We start from the raw sequence: 18,533 nt of genomic DNA, 5'->3' as shown, positions 1-18,533 counted from the left end.
CCAGTTGGAGTGCGGGCTTCTGGAATGGCCTGCGTCCGGTCTGCTCATAGAACCGGGCCAGCTGTTTCAGGTTCTGGGCGGCTGTCTGAAACTCTTCCGCAGACAGTGTTGAATCAGGCGACATGACGAGCGGTTCCAGTCCCCGTTCTGCCAGCTCAAACTCGGGATGATCCTTCAACAGCTGATTCAGATCTGCCAGCGCTGCTGAATACTGATGCAATCGTATTTTATTCCGCGCGAGATTATACCGTGCTAATGCATTCCGTGAATCAAGACTGAGTGCCTTTTCCCAGTATCGGGCCGCCGCTGCATACAGTTCCGCCCTGTTTTTCTGCCGGGAGACTTCGGCGGCTTTCTCACAGGCACTCCCCAGATTATTGCAGATTTCTGCGTCATCGGGAGCCAGCTTGTGAGCCTGTTCCAGATGTTTTATCGCCGCCGGCCACTCCCGTGTCTGCGTAAGCAGGCTCCCCAGAAAACGCTGTACCTGCAGATTGTCGGGATATTGATCAGCAAGCGGCAGCAACAGATCACGTGCTTCGTGAAAACGCTCCAGCTGCATCAGAATTGAAGCGAGCTGAACTGCTCCCTCAGGAGTTTCAGGATCAACCTGCTTTCGCATGCGGTTCAACTGCTGCAGTAGCTGTGCTCGCGACTGCAGAAACTGACGATAAGCAGCTTCATCCTCCGGGTAACCAGCCTGAATTCTGCCAGGGTGAGGCAACATGGAAAACAACGTGATCAGAATCACAAACGGCACAGCAGCCAGTCGGGGCCAGCGATTCACAGCCGGTCTGGTCCAGGCAGTCCACAACCAGTCAATCCCTACAGCGGCAAACAGCAGCCAGAGAGGCAGCAGTCCTGCGCGAAACCGGCCAAAATTATAGATGAGTAATATTGAGATGATGTGCGCCAATAGCAGGCCCCCCGGCAGCAGCAGTTGCTTTCTCTCTTTACAGGAAACAAGCAACCCCAGGCACCCCAGTCCGCTGAATAACCCAAAGGCAGGCAGATACGCCAGCGGCGCGATAAATTCTCGCGTCGTTTGGAAATAAGCGCTGTCGGGTACTTCGTAATCATTCAGCAGAATCTGTAATTTCGTTGCCGTCAACTTCAATGTTCGCAGAGGCGCAGCGGCAGTACTTTTCATTCCCTGCCAGAACCAGTAACGCGAACACTCCGCGGGAGAGAGCGCTGGTTGCCCCGTCCGCTCCCGGGCTTCCAGGCGAAAATCTTCGTGCTCAAACAGAGGGTGTGTGCGGACGAAAGGAGGTGGTGAATAATACCCGTTTGCTTCCGGCCCCTGTGCCATATAAAAGACCTCGCCGCCACCCGTGGTCACCGCCACGAATTCTCCCGTCACCAGTGTATTTCGAATCGCCACCGGGACCAGCACCACTGCACTGGAACAGAGCAAAACCAGCGTTGCTTTCAACCGGACCCGATTCGTCAGCGGATGCAATTCGGAACTCTGCCAGAGAAACAGGATCACCGGGATTAACAGCAGAATATGATTTTCACGCACCAGAACTGCCAGCCCGATGGATAAGCCTGCCAGGCACAACCAGCGCAGATGCTGCTGTTCCCGATAGCGCAGACAGGCATAAAGAATCAACGCGGTAAAAAACGGGCTGAGAAATGTTTTCATCAGCATGACATCATAGAAGACCAGCGGACCGAAGCCCGCAGTAAGAATGCCGGCGATGATGGCAACCCGTTGAGTAAACAGTCTCTGCGCCGAAGCGTAAATTAACAGACAGGTTCCGCTCCCTACGAAAGCCTGCAGGATAAAAATCAACGTTTCCGGCGTGTCAAACAGCCAATACCAGAAACCCAGGATCCAGGCATATAAAGGCCCCTGCGTAAACGCTTCCGCGGTGTTTCCCGTTCCCCGGGCAAGATCAAGCCCCCAGTCGCGGTAGAACTGGTGATCGGTGCGATAATGTCCCGCCAGGGGAGAATTGAGATACGACACCAGGTAGAACAGACGCACGCAGAGCGCCAGGCAGTAAATGCCTGCTCCCTGCCACCTGCTGTGAACTGGCTTCGCTTGATCGTTGCTCATTCATCCCGGATTCTGTTGACATACAGGTTGCGAGGCTGTGGTTCGATTGGTCGATTGGAAAAACGAAAAAGCCCGACTTCTCAAGTAGAAGAAGCCGGGCCATTTTAGAACGCTCTGCTCAGGTTAACCAGTCACCCGATTAGAATGTGTCCAGTTTTACTGTAGCGTCTCCAGAGTCATTCAGACCGAGAAAGGTCGATTGAAAGACGCTATGGTTAATTCGATGCAATCTAGAATTCACCCAGTACACTTCCATCTTCGATGGAAGCGAGATTGTCGTAAGTCGTCTTGTCGATATTCTCGCTCAGGAAACGCACCCGGCCGTCACCCAGCAGGAAGTGAGCTCCCCCGACATGTGCACTACTGAAACCATATCGACCATCATTCGTCGTTGTTCCGTTGATCTGAGTTGAAACCAGATACAGAGAAGGATCAGACTCTCGCAGGAACTGAGGTGCGCCGTGGATGATATAACCGGCACTGGCCCCGGATGCCCCGATCCAGATTCCGCCAATATTATTCGAACCCTGTGTGGTGCGTTCGCCCCCCAGCATAGTATTACTCACGCCATCTGTGAAATCGCGAATGCGGACGGCACTGTTACGGCCAAAGGCAATAATCGGAGCGGAAGCAGGATACTTTGAACCCACCATCAGGTAGTTGGACTTTCCATAGCCGCCGGAGATATCAGAGTTGGTTCCGCCCATCGGATCGGAAGGGCAGATATAGGCCGGCAGAACCGTTTTCGCGGGACCATCGGTAATGGCAGTCAACGTATTCCACTTTATATCAAACGCACCGTTGGAGGAAATCTCGTTATACAGATTTGCCTGATCCAGAAATGGCAGTATGAAGGTTCCCCAGCCAATGAAATTGTTGTAATCACCCGAGCCAGCACGACAGTAACCGGGAGGGAGAATTCGATGAGTATCATGGTAGTTGTGAAGCGCTAACCCAATCTGTTTGAAGTTGTTTTTGCAACTGCTTCTGCGGGCAGCTTCACGCGCCTGTTGCACGGCAGGCAATAATAAAGCAATTAAAATGGCGATAATGGCGATCACAACCAGAAGTTCAATTAATGTGAACGCCCTTCTGCGTAGAGTCGTATTCAACTGAGTCTCCATCAATAGTAAGATCTTGAAAGGAAATTGAGGTGCCTGCTACAGCGCGAACACCAGATAGATCAAGGTGTAGAATCACGGCTTTTACATAGAACCTATGCAAAATAAATTTGACAATATTTTTTTAGGATTATTGATTAAGATATGCAGAGTACTCCATATATCCTTTCATTCCCTCCTGTGTCCATTCAAATTAGACTGATTTATTTCAACTATTCAAAATGAGCGATTTACAGTTGTTCAAACGTTATGAATTTCATGTAAACCAATGTGTACAATGACGTTATTTACACAGAGCAAGCTAATTTAATCCATGAAACTCCCTCGCTTTTAATACGTTTTTAATCGGATTTCAGCTGGCGCGGATCCGGGCTGAAATAGAGGAAGAATCGCTTTCAGTTTCTGGGGAGAATCAGGATTGGCACAAATCGGCAGCATCCTGTCGAGCGCAGGAAGACACAGAGAATTTCAGGTCCACTGATTTCAGGGGCGGTCTCAATAAACTGCAGAAGTTAATTCCGGAAGCGAGCCGCCTGCTCCTGACGTTGTACCTGGAGCGCGTCTGCGGTGACTTCCTCAGAATACCGCCAGACCATCTCTACCATCTGCCCGTGATCGATGGGTTTGGATAAATAATCATCGCAACCTCCCTGCAGGCAGCGTTCGCGGTCCCCTTTCATCGCATCGGCAGTGAGCGCGATAATCGGCGAATCCAGGCCGGCAGCCCGCAGTTCTGCAATCGCCTGTAAACCATCCACCTGAGGCATCTGCATATCCATCAGGATCACATCAAACGGATCACCTGCGTCACGGGCAATCAATGCCATGTCGATGCCCTGTTGACCATCTTCGGCTGAAGCGACTGAGGCACCGGCTTTTTCCAGAAAGTGCTGGCTGATATGCCGGACTTCACGACGGTCGTCCACAACCAGCACCCGGCAATTCAGACGATGGATTTTCGAAACAGCTTCGCCCGCATTTGATTTTCGTTCCAGAATTCCGGACTCAATCAGTGGAATGCCTTTAATGGGACCCGTGGGAATACGGACCCGAAAGACAGAGCCCTGGCCGGTTTCACTCTTCACCTTTAACTGGCCTTTGAGCATCTGCACCAGGCGTTTGCTGATTGCCAGTCCGAGACCACTGCCTCCATAAGCGCGTGTGACCGAAGAATCTCCCTGCGAAAAAGGTTTAAACAGGCGCTGGATCTGGTCTTCACTCATGCCGATGCCGGTGTCCTGGACGGCAAATTCGATCATCGGCTTTTCAGAATCGGAGTGCAGCCTGATCACCAGGCGAACCTCGCCATGCTCGGTAAATTTGATGGCATTTCCGATCAGATTGATCAGGATCTGTCGCAGTCGGGTGGAATCCGTGATGATCGTTTCTGGAACCTGTCCGGAGAATTTGACATTCAACATCAGATTCTTTTCGTCCGCACGAACCTGCATCAGTGCCTGGACGTCAGCAACCAGTTCACGCAGTGGTGCCTCTTTCAACTCCACTTCGAGTTTACCCGCTTCAATGCGTGATAAATCCAGGATGTCATTAATCAGCTCCAGCAGGTGTTCTCCATTCCGCTTCATGATCATGACACAGTTCAGATTATCGGGGTCACTCAGATGCCCGATCAAAACGTCGGCGTACCCCAGGATTGCAGCCATGGGAGTCCGAATTTCATGACTCATATTTGCCAGAAATTCACTCTTGGCAAGATTCGCCTGCGACGCCTGCTGCTCGCTGTCCCGTAATGCTTCTTCCATTTCTTTGCGGTCAGTAATGTCCTGAACAGTCGAACTCACACCCCAGACCTCACCAGTCCTGTGCGTCATCGGATGATAGTTCACCAGCCAGCAGCGTTCCGTTTCGCTGGCGGGAGTCTTGCCGCGTACTTCCTGGTTTTTCACCGCTTTACCAGTCTGAAATACCTGATCGTAGAGTGGTTTGATTCGCTCCGCGAGTTCGGGAATCAACTCGAAACAGACGCGCCCCAGGTGTGCTTCCCGGGGAATCCCGTTAATGCGGGCCAGGGTATCATTGATCCGCATATAACGGTATTCGCGATCCACCAGCCCCATCCCCACAGGTGCGGTATCATAAATCAGCTCCAGTTCCCGTTTCTGCCGGCTGGACTCTGCCTCGGCGGCGCTCAGGCTTTCTTCCGCCATTCGCTGCTCATGAATATCACTGACCGTGCCCACCCATTCCAGGATTTGCCCTTCCTCATCAAATACGGGGACGGCTTCGGTAATCACGGGGCGATAGGACTCGCTCTCCGCGTGCCAGATATGCCCATGCACCCGAAAACAGGTCTGCTTCCCGATCGGTTTACTCCACAGCGCAGCCAGTTCCGCTCGGTCTTCCGGCAGCAGCGCTTTCAGCCAGCCGTCCCCCTGGTGATCTTCCCAGGTCTGTCCCGTGAAACGCTGCCAGGAAACCTGGGGGACAATAAAATTCCCCCGCGGATCTGTGGTCCAGATAATACTGCTGGTGCCGGTTAAAAACGCCTCATACCGGGATTGCATCCAGCGCAGATCCCGTTCGATGACTTTTCGCTGTTCAACTTCCTCTACCAGACGTTTGTTGGTGACTGCGATCGAGGGTATCTGCAATAGGTGTGGCGTATATCTGATTAATACAATCACAGTGGCCCACGAGACCACTGCCGTCGCCAGTTTCAACAATCCTGAAATCCGATAAATCGGATACCAGAAAATGATCGCTTCAACCAGATGGACCGCGCCGCACAACAGGATGAAAGCTGCAAATAAACTGAACAGTCTGGGATAGGGAATATCTCTCCGTTTATAGGTGAAATAGATCAGCACGATCGGGATCGCTGTATAAGCGGACCACGTACCGATATCGGAAAGAATGTGCAGCCAGCCTTCACCACTCGTCCAGTTGCCACAATTCCAGCGCGCAGGATAGTCCGATGTATCAAAGAGCTTCGAAAAGAACTCAATCATCCACTCTGCCTTCACTCCTGCTTGCCAGAAACACTTTTAAACTGACGCTTTCATTTCAGCCATCATTGAAGGGAATTTGACAATGGTGATTCACCCCGCATTCAAACTGATCTTTTATTCAGATACCCGCGTCTCTTTCGTGACGCTGATTGACAGGGAAAAGGCAGCGCAGGACTTCATCAACTTCTGATTGACCGTCCTCAGCCACAAACCTGATCCATACCGGGCCGACAACCATGGGACAGGTATTTTGTGAGTTTAGTGTATACAGCAGATTTGATTTTCTCAATACTTATATTTTTCAAATGGCAGGGGAAATACTCATTCCAATCGAGCTTTGAATATCCAGGCAGACATGGACAGAAACGATCTCATCAACAGCGTTTCTACCTGCTCGCCTACCGTCTCAACAACTCCGAAAGGGATCGCCAACAGATCACTGACAAGCTCGAACAGGATCTCCTGAAGATTTGAGAGGTTTTCCGGAGAGATACTGCAAACTGCAGTCAATTACAAGTCGATCTGCGGACCTCCCCGCCTCAGGTCCGGCAAAACGCCGCAGTTGATTTCAACCAGCACCATGCTTCCTGTGCAGCGATCTGAGCCAACCGGCATCGGTAAGATCCACCCGGAAACACAGCAGACCGGTCACCCGCATCCCAGCCCCCACAAAGACAATGCCACCCCGATCAGGGGTCGACTTAGCCTTAATGGGAAAGGTTGATCCGGAAAACAGAACAAAATGATTGTTTGTTGTTGAAATATCGCTGCAAATTATCGAGTGCCGTTCGACTCTGCAGGGACACCCTGCTCCTGGTATTGCTCAACTATTTGATTATAATACATGTTCACCTTGAAAACTCTACCTGGGCAAAAACACGATGGCACGTAATTGGACTCGTGACGAATTGATTCTGGCCATGAGCCTCTATTGCCGTCTCCCTTTTGGTAAGTTTCATCAAAGAAATAGCGAAGTCATACAACTGGCAGAATGCATTGGTCGTTCGTCTTCGAGTGTAGCCATGAAGCTCTCAAATCTGGCGTCTCTTGATCCGTACCATCAACAGCGAGGTGTCAAAGGCCTTTCGAGTGCATCTAACGCGGATCGATCAATCTGGCAGGAATTCCATGCAGACTGGGAAGGGCTTGCGAATGAAAGTCAACGGCTCGAACAGGAAATGAACCTGCAACAGGATGAGCCTGTTGAGAAACGACCACAGTTCGAAGGAGAAACAGAATCGACCCGGGTAACGAAAGTACGGCGTGCCCAACGCTTTTTCCGTTCGACGGTCATGGCATCCTATGAGGAACGCTGTTGTGTCACGGGAATACAGAATAAAGAACTTCTCATTGCGAGCCACATTATTCCCTGGAGTGATGATCCCACGAAACGGGCAGATCCCCACAATGGTCTCTGTCTGAATGCACTTCACGACAAGGCATTTGATCGTGGTTTGATCACATTGGATGAGAAATTCCGGTTGATCTATTCTCAGCAACTGCGTGAATCGTATTCAGTCGAAGCCATGAGCCGCTTCTTCAAACCCCATGAGGGACAACCGATTCAATTCCCCACTCGCTTCCGTCCGGATCAGGAATGTCTGCAAAGACATCGAGAACACATTTTTCTAACATGATTTCTTCTGATGTTGTAATATAATCAAATTAACAACATTCATTTCTGAATTCAGATGTCAAGAGTATAAGCCACAGTTGGAAAGCCCATTCTATGACACAATCCCCGCCCCTCACCCGTCGTGACTTTCTCCATTCCTCCCTTTGTTCTCTCGCGGCTGCTTCAGGTGCTGGAACAGCCTCGTTGCAGGCTGCGGAATCGAAGCCTTTGATGGGCTCGATCTCCAAAGAGACGCTGTTTCGTAATCGGGATGGTGCGGGGGTCACCTGGTTTCATCCGCGGGGGTGCATGGTTCCCGGGCCGAACGGAAACGCGACGTTTTTTATGAACCTGCAGGAGATTGGGGGCTCGGATTATTTCGGGCCGGTTCACTGGTGTGAATCGAATGATCGAGGGAAGACGTGGAGTGAGCCGACAGCGATTCCTGCGCTGGACCGCGATCCGGTCAAAGGGCATCCGGGGCTGCAGGCAGGCGTGTGTGATGTCACGCCGCAATATCATCCGCAGACCGGGACCATCCTCGCGCTCGGGCATGTCGTCTTTTATCGCGGTCCCCGGTTTGCCAAAGGGGATCAGCTGGCCCGCTACCCCGTGTATGCGGTTCGAGACAAAGCAGGGCAATGGTCTGAGCGGAACGTGCTCAAATGGGATGATCCGCGCGGCTCGGAGATTTATACCAACAACTGTGGACAGCGTTTCGTCATGCCCAACGGCGATATCATGATGTCATTCACCTTCGGCGCGAACAAACAGCCGCGAATGGTGGCAGGCGTCCGCTGCGCGTTTGACGGCTCTGAGCTGACAATTCGCGAAGTCGGACCGCCGTTGAAAAATGCAGTCGGGCGTGGCTTGCTGGAACCTTCGATCACGCGGTTCCAGGACCGGTACTTCATGACCATTCGTGCTGAAGACGGTCACGGCTATGTCGCGGTCAGCCCGGACGGATTGAACTACCAGCGACAGACCGCCTGGGCCTTTGACGATGGTACGTCGATCGGCATGTCGACTACGCAGCAGCACTGGCTCACACATTCTGACGGCCTGTTTCTGGTTTATACCCGCCAGGATGAAACGAACAAAAATGTGATCCGCTGGCGATCCCCGCTCTGGGTCGCACAGGTCGATCCGGAGAAGCTCTGCCTGATTCGCGAGACCGAGCAGGTCGTTCTTCCCCTGGTCGGCGACGGCGTGAACGATGCCAACCAGGTCGCGCTGATGGGCAACTTCGACGTCACCAACGTCAGCCCGGACGAATCCTGCGTGACCGTCGGCGAATGGATGCCTCGCAACAAAGCCAAAGGCGATGTACTGCTCGGCCGGATCAAATGGAATCAGCCGAATCGCAATCTGCCCGACTTTGTAAGCTGAAACGGATCTGAATTTATTTCAGTTCCACCCGCCAGATGAGCCGTTGTTGTTTTTGAGCGGTCGGGCGATTGAACAGGTCGAGCGATTCTTTCCCCGTGCGATAAATCGGAACTCCTTTAACGGAGGGAACGCCAGTGACAGGCACACGGGGGACCGTCATTTTTTCTTTCGTCGAATCATCAATTTGAATTTGTCCTTCTGACTGAGTCGGGTCATCTTTCGTGTCTTCGAAATGCAGCTGCAGATTGTGCTGTCCTGCGGCGAGATCATGTGTGAAATATTCTGTCTCGACCGGCTTGTTGCCGGACTCATCCACGGCGAACAGCCGCAGTCTGGCGGTTTTTCCCAGGGGAACCACACAGTTCCACGCATGCCAGTTTTTATAGCCGCGACGACCGCCGGCCACGACCAGTTCGCCAGGCTCGACCTCCAGTGGGTTAAACTGATAGGAATGTTGCAGATCCACCTGGTAGAGGGGCGTACCGTCCACACTCGCGCGGACCGGGCCAATGAACTGCTCGCGAACGCCATCCCAGTACAGTTTACGAGGTGCCAGGGCTCCATTGGGTAACACGCCGCTAACAAGATGATCCAGATTTTTGCCGTTAAATTTCAAATCCAGATAGCCAAATTCTGCCAGCGGCTCTGAGGGCCCCGGCTTGCCATTCCAACCGGTCGCGTTTGCATAGTTATAAAAGGTGATCGCCGGCTTATCTTCATGTCCGATCTGGTACCATTGCTGGATATATTCAAAAGGATTATGTATTTCAAAAGCTGAGGTAGAAACAAAATAATCGTCAGTCCCCCCCAGGTTGTTGAACATGACATGCGCGTAATCACCTTTAGAAGAAGCCCAGCCCCCGATCATCTGAATCAGCGAACCATCGTCGGCTTTAAAAACGAATGCCGCCATGGGCGGGGAGCGCAGACGCGGTTTGGTATTCCAGCTTGCATCCTGCGGACGGACATCACACAGAACCACTAATCGCTCTCCCCCTTCCGCAGGAACGGTAATGACCGGTGTGTGTTCCGATTTTTTTTTGCCGGGCTTGCTGGTCAGATTCCAATCACCCCGGAAGCGGAGGGGGCTCGCAGCATCAAAATCGTTCAACGAGAGCAACTGCTTTAACACGATCAACGAGGGCTGTTTCTGCAACTGTTGAATCAGTGTTTTCGGCGAATCGCTGAGTAGTTCAGTTGGCTGCAGGTAATCAACCGCGACATCAAAGAATGCGTGTTTCTCTTTGGGTTCTTCGTCAGAGACAGTAAGTACAACCACCCGCCCGTCAGCTTCGCGGGGAATGATCAGTCTTTTGTGTTGTACATAAGCGTCGCGTAAAGTACTTTCTATTTTCATACGTCCCGCAATCGTAATTCGCAGACGGGAAACTGCCTGGCCATTCACTTCCACTGGCACCTGCAGTTGTACGCTCCCGTCCTCTTCCGTTTTGCCTGTCGCCAACGGTCCAAAACGCTGAGACGCCCAGAGCTGCCAGTCGTCGGGAGCATTCTCAAAAGCGATCTCGCTGACGGTGATCTTGATATCAGGAACCGGCTCTGCCTGGCGGTCGACCACCAGTATTTTTCGTGACGCGCTGGGAACAAATTTTTCCATCGTAATCGTCCGCCGCAGCGTCTGACCCCCTGCCAGATCAATAAGTGCATACCGCGAGGGATCGTCTAAGGAAGAAGTCGGATAGACGGGCATCTGATAACCGTCGACGGAAACCTTGTACGATTCCCGATCGTCGGCGGGCAGGTTCCGGACCCGGGCGATCCCCTGCGCATCGGTCCTCACGCGCAGAAATGTGTTCTGTGCCCACTGATAACGCTGCTTGATCTCATCCATGTTGCGAGGGACTATCTGATTCTCGATCGTCAAAGATTCCGTGGCGGGAATGAACAGTTCCCCACCCAAAAACAGCCCGTTAGGATTGAATTTGACCTGGGCCCCTTCGATCGGCTGACCAATGGGATCGACCACATTGACATCCAGAGACGTAGTCGGCGTGCAGGGAAGCTCCACCTCGGTTTTATAAAGTCCCGGAGTGAGCGGAAACAGGTGTGGCCAGAACGCGTCGTGACGCTCGATGGCATTGTCGAGGATCGATTCCGGTCCGGCGTTGTGCAGTTGCAGATAGTTTTTCAATGACGCAACCGTCGGTCGCGTCGACTGGAAACCGTCCACCAGGGCAAACAGCTGCGCGTGTCCACCGGTCGGCAGCGAGTCAAATTCAAACGTACCATCCTCTTTCACAGCCGCGGTCTGTTGCCAGGTCCAGCCACCGCCGATCTTATGTTCGGCAACTTCATCGATATAGAGTTCGACGCACCCATTTTTGATCGGCCGCGGTACCGAGTCGTCCAGGCGACCTTCCAGGCGGATTCCCGGTTCCAGGATGGCCACAATCGTGCCGTCCTCTTCCACGCGTTCCGGGTTCGTGACATCGATCAGGTGACTGAACAGAACGAGTCCTTCTTCGTTTCTCGCCACAACTCGCATCAAACGACGGTCCAGCTTTACCACCGGAGAAGTAAAGTAACCCAGGCGGTGCGCATCCTGCTTGAACTCACGTCCGATCACTCGGGTTTCTTCCAGCAGGGGATACGCTTCGGGCAGTCGGTTTCCTTTCACATCCAGCGCTTTGACGCGAATAATCCGCCCCGGCTGCAGAACCAGTTTTGGATTGCCGCTGAGTGAATATTGTTTTCCTGCTTTTGCATACCCAGCCGCTTCAGCAGAGATCTGTGCGCGGGCGGCACCCGCGGGGACCTGGATCGTCACTTCCCCTTTCTGATCGGTGATTGGAGGATTGATGACAATTTTTCCCAGCATGTCACCTTCGTTATCTTCCCACCAGCCAACGCGAACACTGGCACCTTCAATGGGTTCATCTTTTTCATTCACCACGCGCACAATTTTAGGTGTGGTCTGCTTCAGATTGATATCGGGCTCACCCGGTTTTCTGATCCGGGGTGCGGCGGCTTTCTTCGGATCTGCTTTGGGGTTTTCTGTATTGTCTTTCGGCTCTGCATTTTTGACTTCTTCCGGCTGCTCTGTTTTCTGTGCCAGTACCTGCGGACTGAAGTGAACCGTCGCAACACCAGTGACCGTTAAAAGTGTGATGACTGCGAAGCTATACCGCCATGAAAATGTCAGTTGATCCACAGCAGACGGTTTTTCCAGCCATTTCAGCCGACGCAGCATCTGCGAACGATCCGCCATCGCCAGGGCAGCCAGACGAGATTTCGCTCCCTGACGACGGAGCGACCATTGGGCAAGCATCCTGCGGTAATGGCTCAGACTTTCGGTCGCGGTGGCAGCCAGTGCGTCTGAAAGATGCTCGCATACCAGTTGATGACGGGCCGGCAGTCTCCAGACCAGTGGATGAAACCAGTAAAATGCAATCACCAGCCGCGAAAGGAAATCCCAGAGTAAATCACTGCCGGCTACATGCGATAATTCATGTACCAGAATCGCGCGGCGTTCGGTTTCAGAAAGGTGTTGAACCCAGGCAGCAGGCAGTAAGATGGCAGGTTGTATCAGACCAACGGTACACGGACCTTCAATATCCCGCGAAATATATATGGTAGGCACTCGTTTGAGTTTGAACTGCGCTGCCAGCACATCGCATTCTCTCTGCAGTGCAGCAGGCGCCATTTCAGAACGACGTAACAGTTTTCGCGTCCGTTGAATCTGCCAGCCGATCCGCAGCAGTAACAGCGAACTGCCGGCGACCCAGCAGACCAGCCACCAACGGAATTCAGATTGAACAGGCAACGCTGCATGCGGAATGGAAGTGGAGATCGGATGTATTGCCTGCTTCACAGGTGTTGCTTTCTCTGCAGCCCGGTCAGGACTGGAAGCTGCGACTTGCGGCAGTTCGGCAATTAACGGTTCTGCTTTCCTCTTCGTGCTGGATTGTTCTGATTCCAGAGGAGAAGTCCGCGCAGGTAAGTGAGCAGGTGGCAGCAGACCGATGGGATCAGGGTCTACACTTTTCCTCAGGACCGGCGTCTTGTTTGCGGTCGATGTCTCAGCCAGATCCTCTGTTTCTGAATCTTCGGTTTCTGAAACGGTCGGCGGCAGAACCGCCAGACTGGTGACAGGCAGATACAGACAGGCGATTGGCATGAGCAGGGCCGCTGAAATCAGAGAACGGCAGGTGAATACAGACCAGCGCGGATTACGATTGCGGATCAGTCGCAGCGTCACCCAACCCAGTGCCAGCAACAGACTAAGTCGGACCAGAGTGTGTATGATGAAAGAGATGTCATCCATTTCCAGGTCCTCTGCAGATTGAAATTTCGAAAGTAAGCCAGAAGCCGTCCGTTACGATTCGCCGCGGGCAATTTTCTTGAGCTGTTTGAGTTCTTCGGGTGTGAGTCGTTCTTTCTCGGCCAGTTCCATCAGCAACTGTCCCGTGGAACCGCCGGTAAAGACTTCTGCCAGCCGCCGGACAGTTTGTCGCAGTTGTGTTTCGCGTTTGACTTTGGGCGCATACAGATAAGCCCGTCCGTTGCGTTTCCGCGTCAGCAGACCCCGCTCGACCATGCCGACCAGCACGCTGCGCAGCGTACCATTATCGATGTCCCAGCCAAAAGCGTCCTGGATTTCACCCGGTTTCTGAGACGATCTGTTCCACAACAGACGCAGCACTTCCAGTTCATTCTGATTGGGTTGATCCATCAAAGATCCTCTGACAAAAATAAGGAAACACCCTTCCTATCTGTGATCTTTTCACACTTTGCACGCGACTTCAAGGTGAATCTGTGAACTTTTCACAGTTTTGTGACATCTGACCTCAGACAGCTCATTCAGATTGGCGCTGTTTCAACTGCAGCAGCAGAGCGGGCTCGTCGGTATAAATGCGTTCGACGCCCTGCTTTAACAGTTGTTTCATGACTGCGGGATCGTTGACGGTCCAGGCACCCGGTTCGAGGCCGGCGGCTTTGATCTTGCGGACTTTCTCGGCTGTGATGCCTTGATGGTGCAGGACGAGTGCTGCAAAGCCCCGCTGCTGTGCGATCTTGATGTCGACATCGATATCCGTGTCGGCGCCGCGATCCCAGAAGACGGGGATGGCAGGCGCCAGCTGTTTGACCTGTGTCATGTATTTCAGGTTCCCGTCATTGAAGCCGACCCAGGGCTCCATCTTGAGTTGCTTCACCAGAGCCACCGCTTTCTTCACGCAGTCGGCTTTGGGTTGAATCGAGACGCGGGTTTTGTGCTGCTGTTTTATCATTTTGAGCACCTCTTCCAACAGCGGCATCCGCGCGGGCGGGCATTCTTTTTTCGTCAGTTGATGCCGTTTACGGAAGTCTGTCGCGACGTCGACTGTTTTGAGTTCTTCATAAGTGGAACCGGCGACGTCCAGATTTTTATCGCCAACGCGGCCTGTGGTCTGATCGTGTGTCACGACCAGTTGTCCATCTTTTGTGATGAAAATATCAAGTTCAATCCAGTCCGCGCCAACGGCAACCCCGCTGCGGAAGGCAGGCATGGTGTTCTCAGGATATTCACCTGAGTTACCCCGATGTGCGGTGACGCCGTTCTGTAAGAAACGGGTTTCTGACCCTGCATCGGCCACAGTAGTCCGTACAGTCGGACCGAGAAGACTGCAGAATGCAAACAGGATAAAAGCGAGTTTCGTCATCGGGTCAGACTCCCAGGGAAGACGTAATTCATACGGAGGGTGCGACTTCGCTGATTGAGACATTCACTTTAGCATGCGGGCGATGAGGGAGAAACGATTCTAAAGCGGATTTTCCGATCTGATTCACTTTATTCGAATGTTATGAAGAATCTGTTGAAAGCCAGCTGATTCTGACAATCTTGTTGACTATCAAAATTCAGAGAATTAGGATTGAGGTCAGGTGGTTGGAAGGGGAGACCCTCGATTTCAAGTTTTTTAAGGGAACCAGTTTGATGATCAGATCAAGACTCATGAAAGGCACCGTCAGTATCCTGGCGTTGATGCTGCTACTGACGGGCGATCCGCTGTTACAGGCGGGCGTGACCAAAGACGCAGCAAGCAAGTATCTCAAAGATGTGCAAAAAGGAAATCCCGATTTCAAGTCGGTTGGAAAAATCACATTTGGACCCGGCGGATTGCTGGTGGTGGCGGACCCTGCGAAGGCAACAATTACAGTCATTGATACTCACGATGTGGGACCGATGAAGAAACTGGAACAGAAAGTTCCCAAAGTGGATGTCGCGGTTGCTTCCAGCTTGGGCGTCGAACCCTCACAGATCGACATTGCCGACATGGCCGTCAACTCGCAGAGCGGTAACGTCTACCTTTCCGTGAATCGCAAGACCGACGGACAGCCCGCGATTCTGATGATTGATGCTAAGGGTAAGGTCAAGAATTTTGATCTCGCGGAAGTCGACTATATCCAGGTCGCACTGCCCGGAGGAAAAGAATCCAAAATCCGCAACATCACCGGCGTGGCTCTGGCCAGCGACCGTCTATTGGCGGCAGCACAGTCGAATGAAGAGTTCGCCAACAAGATCTATTCGATTCCCCTGCCCTTAACGCATGGAACGTCCGCCGACATCTACAGCGCGGAAACCTATCATGTCGCACACCGCAAGTGGGAAACCAAGGCACCGATTCAATCGTTCGTGCCTTACTCTAGCAAGGGCAAAAACTACATTGTCGGTGCCTTCACCTGTACGCCGATCGCCAAGTTCCCCCTGGATGAACTGCAGTCCGGCAGCAAAGTCAAAGGAACCAGCGTCGTGGAACTGGGTACGGGCAACCGCCCACTGGACATGCTGACTTATGAGAGTGACGGCAAGGAATGGCTGTTGACCAACACCTTCCGCGTACACTGGAAAAAGAACATGTATGGCCCGAGTAAATGGTGGGGCGTGCGTGTGAATATGGATTACCTGGATGCAGAAGATATTAACGAAGAAGCAGCCCGCCGCGATGTGAAACAGAAGACTGGCCCTGATGGCATCGAAATTGTCGATCAACTGTCCGGCGCGGTGCACATCGACAAGCTGCAGAAAAAAGAAATCGTCGTGCTGCGTGATAACGACGGGCACCGCGATCTGGAAATTACCGAATTGCCATAACAAGTGAACTCCTCCGGTTCGCAGGCTCTTTTCTGTTCAGGTTTGGGAATGGGAAAGAGCCTGTTCTTTTCATAATCTACTTTCGCTTGATCCAGCGTCGTTCGACCTGGGGGAAAGTGTCTCTGATGTTAAACCCATCATCTGCAGTTGGCTGGCCCTACAGCGGACACATCATGCTGTTCACCGCCTGTATTCTCTTCATGGATACACTGGTTTTCGCCGCTGGTGCACCGAAGAATGAACCGTTTCACCTGTCATTTGAAGCGGATCAGAAAGACTCGCGATTGTGTCGTGTCGTGGTGACCGCTGCTGATGTCCGGTCCTGGGCGTCATTAGCTGATGCGGACGACACGCAGTTTGAACGGGTGCTTTTTCTGAAACGGGAGACGCAAACAGATCAGAGTCTGCCTGCGATGCTGGGTAACTACCGCTTGAAGGAGGATCGCCTGGAATTTAAACCATCCTTTCCCCTGGTGCGTGGAAACCGCTACCAGGCGACCTTTGATCCCGCTGCCTTAAAACGGGTCACAAAAAAACCGGAACGATGTCTGCAGGCAACCTACGCGATTCCTCTGTCTGAAAGTTTACCGCCTCGCGTACTGTCGATTTATCCTTCAGGAAACCAACTGCCCGCTAACCATCTGAAATTTTATATTCAATTCTCCGAGCCAATGCAGCAGGGAGATATCTTCGAACACTTTTCTCTGTTCAATAAAACGCAGAAGCAGGAGGTACCCCGTCCGTTTCGTCATACGGAGCTCTGGTCACGCGATGGCAAACAGCTCACGCTCTGGTTTCACCCGGGTCGTCAGAAAACGGGTGTGAATCTGAATGTGGAACTGGGGGCCATTCTCAATGCAGGGCAGGAATACGAACTGCGAATCAGTCCTCACTGGGCCGCACTGTCGGGGCATGCGCTCGGCAGCGAAGTCAAAAAAACATTCAAAGCAGTTGAGATGGATGAACGCCAGCCAGAAATCGACGACTGGAAATTAACCACGCCTGATGCGGGCACCCGCGCACCTTTGATCTGCCAGCTGGGAGAGTCGCTGGATTTCGCATTGCTGCACAGCCAGTTGCGCGTACAGACTGAAACCGGCAAATCGATCCCGGGTGAGATCCAGTTGGACGAAGGGGAGTCGGTCTGGAAGTTTATTCCAGTCACAGCGTGGCAGCCGGGCGACTATCGACTTGTCGTAGGAACCGTGCTGGAAGATCTGGCAGGTAACAGTCTGCAGCAGCCCTTCGCCGTGGATCTTTCGAAACAGCGGTCCGACTCAAGCCCACGAAAAGAGACTGTGACACTGCCGTTCGAAATCAAATAATTCATGTTCCCTCAAAGTTGAGGTTCACAGATGTGGCGTGTTCTATCTGTTTTGTTCCTGTTCAGTTTCAGCCTGCCGGTTTCCGCTGCAGAGAAGTCACCCAATATTGTCTTCATTCTGGCGGATGACCTGGGCTGGAAAGACCTGGGTTGTTATGGAGGCACACTTGCTGAGACGCCGCACCTGGATCAACTGGCAAAACAGGGGCTGCGGTTCACTGCTGCGTATTCTCCTGCGCCGATCTGCTCTGCTTCACGGGCAGCGATTCTGACGGGAAAAACTCCCGCGCGGCTGCATTTTGAATTTGTGACAAAGCCCGCTGGTGTCGAGCCGCCGTCCCGCTCTCTGCAGCCGCCCCCTTATACGCGGGAGTTGCCCTTAACAAAAGTCACGATTGCAGAAATTCTGCAACAGTCAGATTATGCGACCGGCTTCTTCGGCAAATGGCACGTGAGCAAACATTACAAGGGATATCTGGGCTGGAGTCCGACACATGGACCGCAACAACAGGGATTTCAGACGGCGAAAGAAACGTTCGGCAGTCATCCCTATGCCAAGAAATTCGACTGGAAGCCCGGCGATTTCGCGGAGGGCGAATTCCCGCCTGACGCGGTGACAGAACACGCGATTGATTTTCTCAAGCAGAAACGGGAGCAGCCTTTTTTCCTGTATCTGTCCTACTTCCATGTCCATACACCGGTCCGCGCACCGACGGACTGGCTGGTGAAAAAATATCAGAAGCGCGTCGTTAATGACACCGGTGATGAGAATCGCCGCACGCATTACGGTGCGTTCATAGAAACTTTGGACGCGTATGTGGGGCAGGTCCTGGCAGCGTTAGATCAAAGTGGTCTGCGCGACTCGACGCTGGTTGTTTTCACTTCAGATAACGGCGGTACTCCCGAATATGCTGACAATGCGCCACTGCGGGGCAGTAAATGGAATCTGTATGAAGCGGGCAT

Annotated in this window: 11 protein-coding genes; 5 read left to right on the top strand and 6 right to left on the bottom strand. The window is 52.6% G+C overall.

Annotated features, from left to right (window positions below; all coding sequences use genetic code 11):
- The 3 genes from AACZ40_RS20625 to AACZ40_RS20615 all read right to left on the bottom strand — a co-directional run.
- On the bottom strand, positions 1–2,065 hold a 2,065-nt coding region (locus tag AACZ40_RS20625; protein WP_339675674.1), incomplete at its 3' end, for a glycosyltransferase family 39 protein.
- 230 nt (positions 2,066–2,295) lie between these two features.
- Positions 2,296–3,177: a DUF1559 domain-containing protein gene (locus AACZ40_RS20620; RefSeq protein ID WP_291171762.1), complete on the bottom strand. Its 882-nt coding sequence runs from the start codon at positions 3,175–3,177 to the stop codon at positions 2,296–2,298.
- A 521-nt stretch (positions 3,178–3,698) separates the two neighbouring features.
- Positions 3,699–6,155 (bottom strand): ATP-binding protein, encoded by a 2,457-nt coding sequence (locus tag AACZ40_RS20615; protein ID WP_291171758.1) that lies wholly within the window; start codon positions 6,153–6,155, stop codon positions 3,699–3,701.
- Positions 6,156–7,036: 881 nt separating this feature from the next.
- Between AACZ40_RS20615 and AACZ40_RS20610 the strand changes: the two genes are divergently transcribed.
- Positions 7,037–7,792, top strand: coding sequence for an HNH endonuclease (locus tag AACZ40_RS20610; RefSeq protein WP_291171755.1), 756 nt, complete (start codon positions 7,037–7,039; stop codon positions 7,790–7,792).
- 92 nt (positions 7,793–7,884) lie between these two features.
- Complete coding sequence (locus tag AACZ40_RS20605) at positions 7,885–9,159, top strand: exo-alpha-sialidase (RefSeq protein ID WP_291171752.1); 1,275 nt, start codon at positions 7,885–7,887, stop codon at positions 9,157–9,159.
- Positions 9,160–9,172: 13 nt separating this feature from the next.
- Here the strand turns inward: AACZ40_RS20605 and AACZ40_RS20600 are convergent, their stop codons facing one another.
- From AACZ40_RS20600 to AACZ40_RS20590, 3 genes are all read right to left on the bottom strand, one after another.
- Positions 9,173–13,441: a M56 family metallopeptidase gene (locus tag AACZ40_RS20600; protein ID WP_291171750.1), complete on the bottom strand. Its 4,269-nt coding sequence runs from the start codon at positions 13,439–13,441 to the stop codon at positions 9,173–9,175.
- Positions 13,442–13,492: 51 nt separating this feature from the next.
- Positions 13,493–13,849: a BlaI/MecI/CopY family transcriptional regulator gene (locus AACZ40_RS20595; RefSeq protein ID WP_291171747.1), complete on the bottom strand. Its 357-nt coding sequence runs from the start codon at positions 13,847–13,849 to the stop codon at positions 13,493–13,495.
- 124 nt (positions 13,850–13,973) lie between these two features.
- Positions 13,974–14,816: a glycerophosphodiester phosphodiesterase family protein gene (locus AACZ40_RS20590; RefSeq protein ID WP_291171744.1), complete on the bottom strand. Its 843-nt coding sequence runs from the start codon at positions 14,814–14,816 to the stop codon at positions 13,974–13,976.
- A gap of 272 nt (positions 14,817–15,088) precedes the next feature.
- On the opposite strand from AACZ40_RS20590, the gene AACZ40_RS20585 reads away from it, so the two are divergent.
- From AACZ40_RS20585 to AACZ40_RS20575, 3 genes are all read left to right on the top strand, one after another.
- Complete coding sequence (locus tag AACZ40_RS20585; protein WP_291171742.1) at positions 15,089–16,246, top strand: hypothetical protein; 1,158 nt, start codon at positions 15,089–15,091, stop codon at positions 16,244–16,246.
- Between the two features lie 125 nt (positions 16,247–16,371).
- Positions 16,372–17,571 (top strand): hypothetical protein, encoded by a 1,200-nt coding sequence (locus AACZ40_RS20580; RefSeq protein ID WP_291171740.1) that lies wholly within the window; start codon positions 16,372–16,374, stop codon positions 17,569–17,571.
- Positions 17,572–17,601: 30 nt separating this feature from the next.
- Positions 17,602–18,533, top strand: a 932-nt coding sequence (locus tag AACZ40_RS20575) for a sulfatase-like hydrolase/transferase (RefSeq protein ID WP_339675667.1), incomplete at its 3' end; no start/stop codon positions are given.

The sequence above is a fragment of the uncultured Gimesia sp. genome (assembly GCF_963972345.1).
Taxonomy (GTDB): Bacteria; Planctomycetota; Planctomycetia; order Planctomycetales; family Planctomycetaceae; genus Gimesia.
Note: the sequence above shows the minus strand (reverse complement) of the source record. Positions and strands in the feature narration are given on the sequence as shown.

Bases quoted from the DNA above. Each gene is read 5' to 3' on its own strand.
- AACZ40_RS20580 (WP_291171740.1), top strand. From the start codon at position 16,372: ATGTTAAACCCATCATCTGCAGTTGGCTGGCCCTACAGCGGACACATC.
- AACZ40_RS20590 (WP_291171744.1), bottom strand. From the start codon at position 14,816: ATGACGAAACTCGCTTTTATCCTGTTTGCATTCTGCAGTCTTCTCGGT.
- AACZ40_RS20600 (WP_291171750.1), bottom strand. From the start codon at position 13,441: ATGGATGACATCTCTTTCATCATACACACTCTGGTCCGACTTAGTCTG.
- AACZ40_RS20585 (WP_291171742.1), top strand. From the start codon at position 15,089: ATGATCAGATCAAGACTCATGAAAGGCACCGTCAGTATCCTGGCGTTG.
- AACZ40_RS20595 (WP_291171747.1), bottom strand. From the start codon at position 13,849: ATGGATCAACCCAATCAGAATGAACTGGAAGTGCTGCGTCTGTTGTGG.
- AACZ40_RS20610 (WP_291171755.1), top strand. From the start codon at position 7,037: ATGGCACGTAATTGGACTCGTGACGAATTGATTCTGGCCATGAGCCTC.
- AACZ40_RS20605 (WP_291171752.1), top strand. From the start codon at position 7,885: ATGACACAATCCCCGCCCCTCACCCGTCGTGACTTTCTCCATTCCTCC.
- AACZ40_RS20615 (WP_291171758.1), bottom strand. From the start codon at position 6,155: ATGATTGAGTTCTTTTCGAAGCTCTTTGATACATCGGACTATCCTGCG.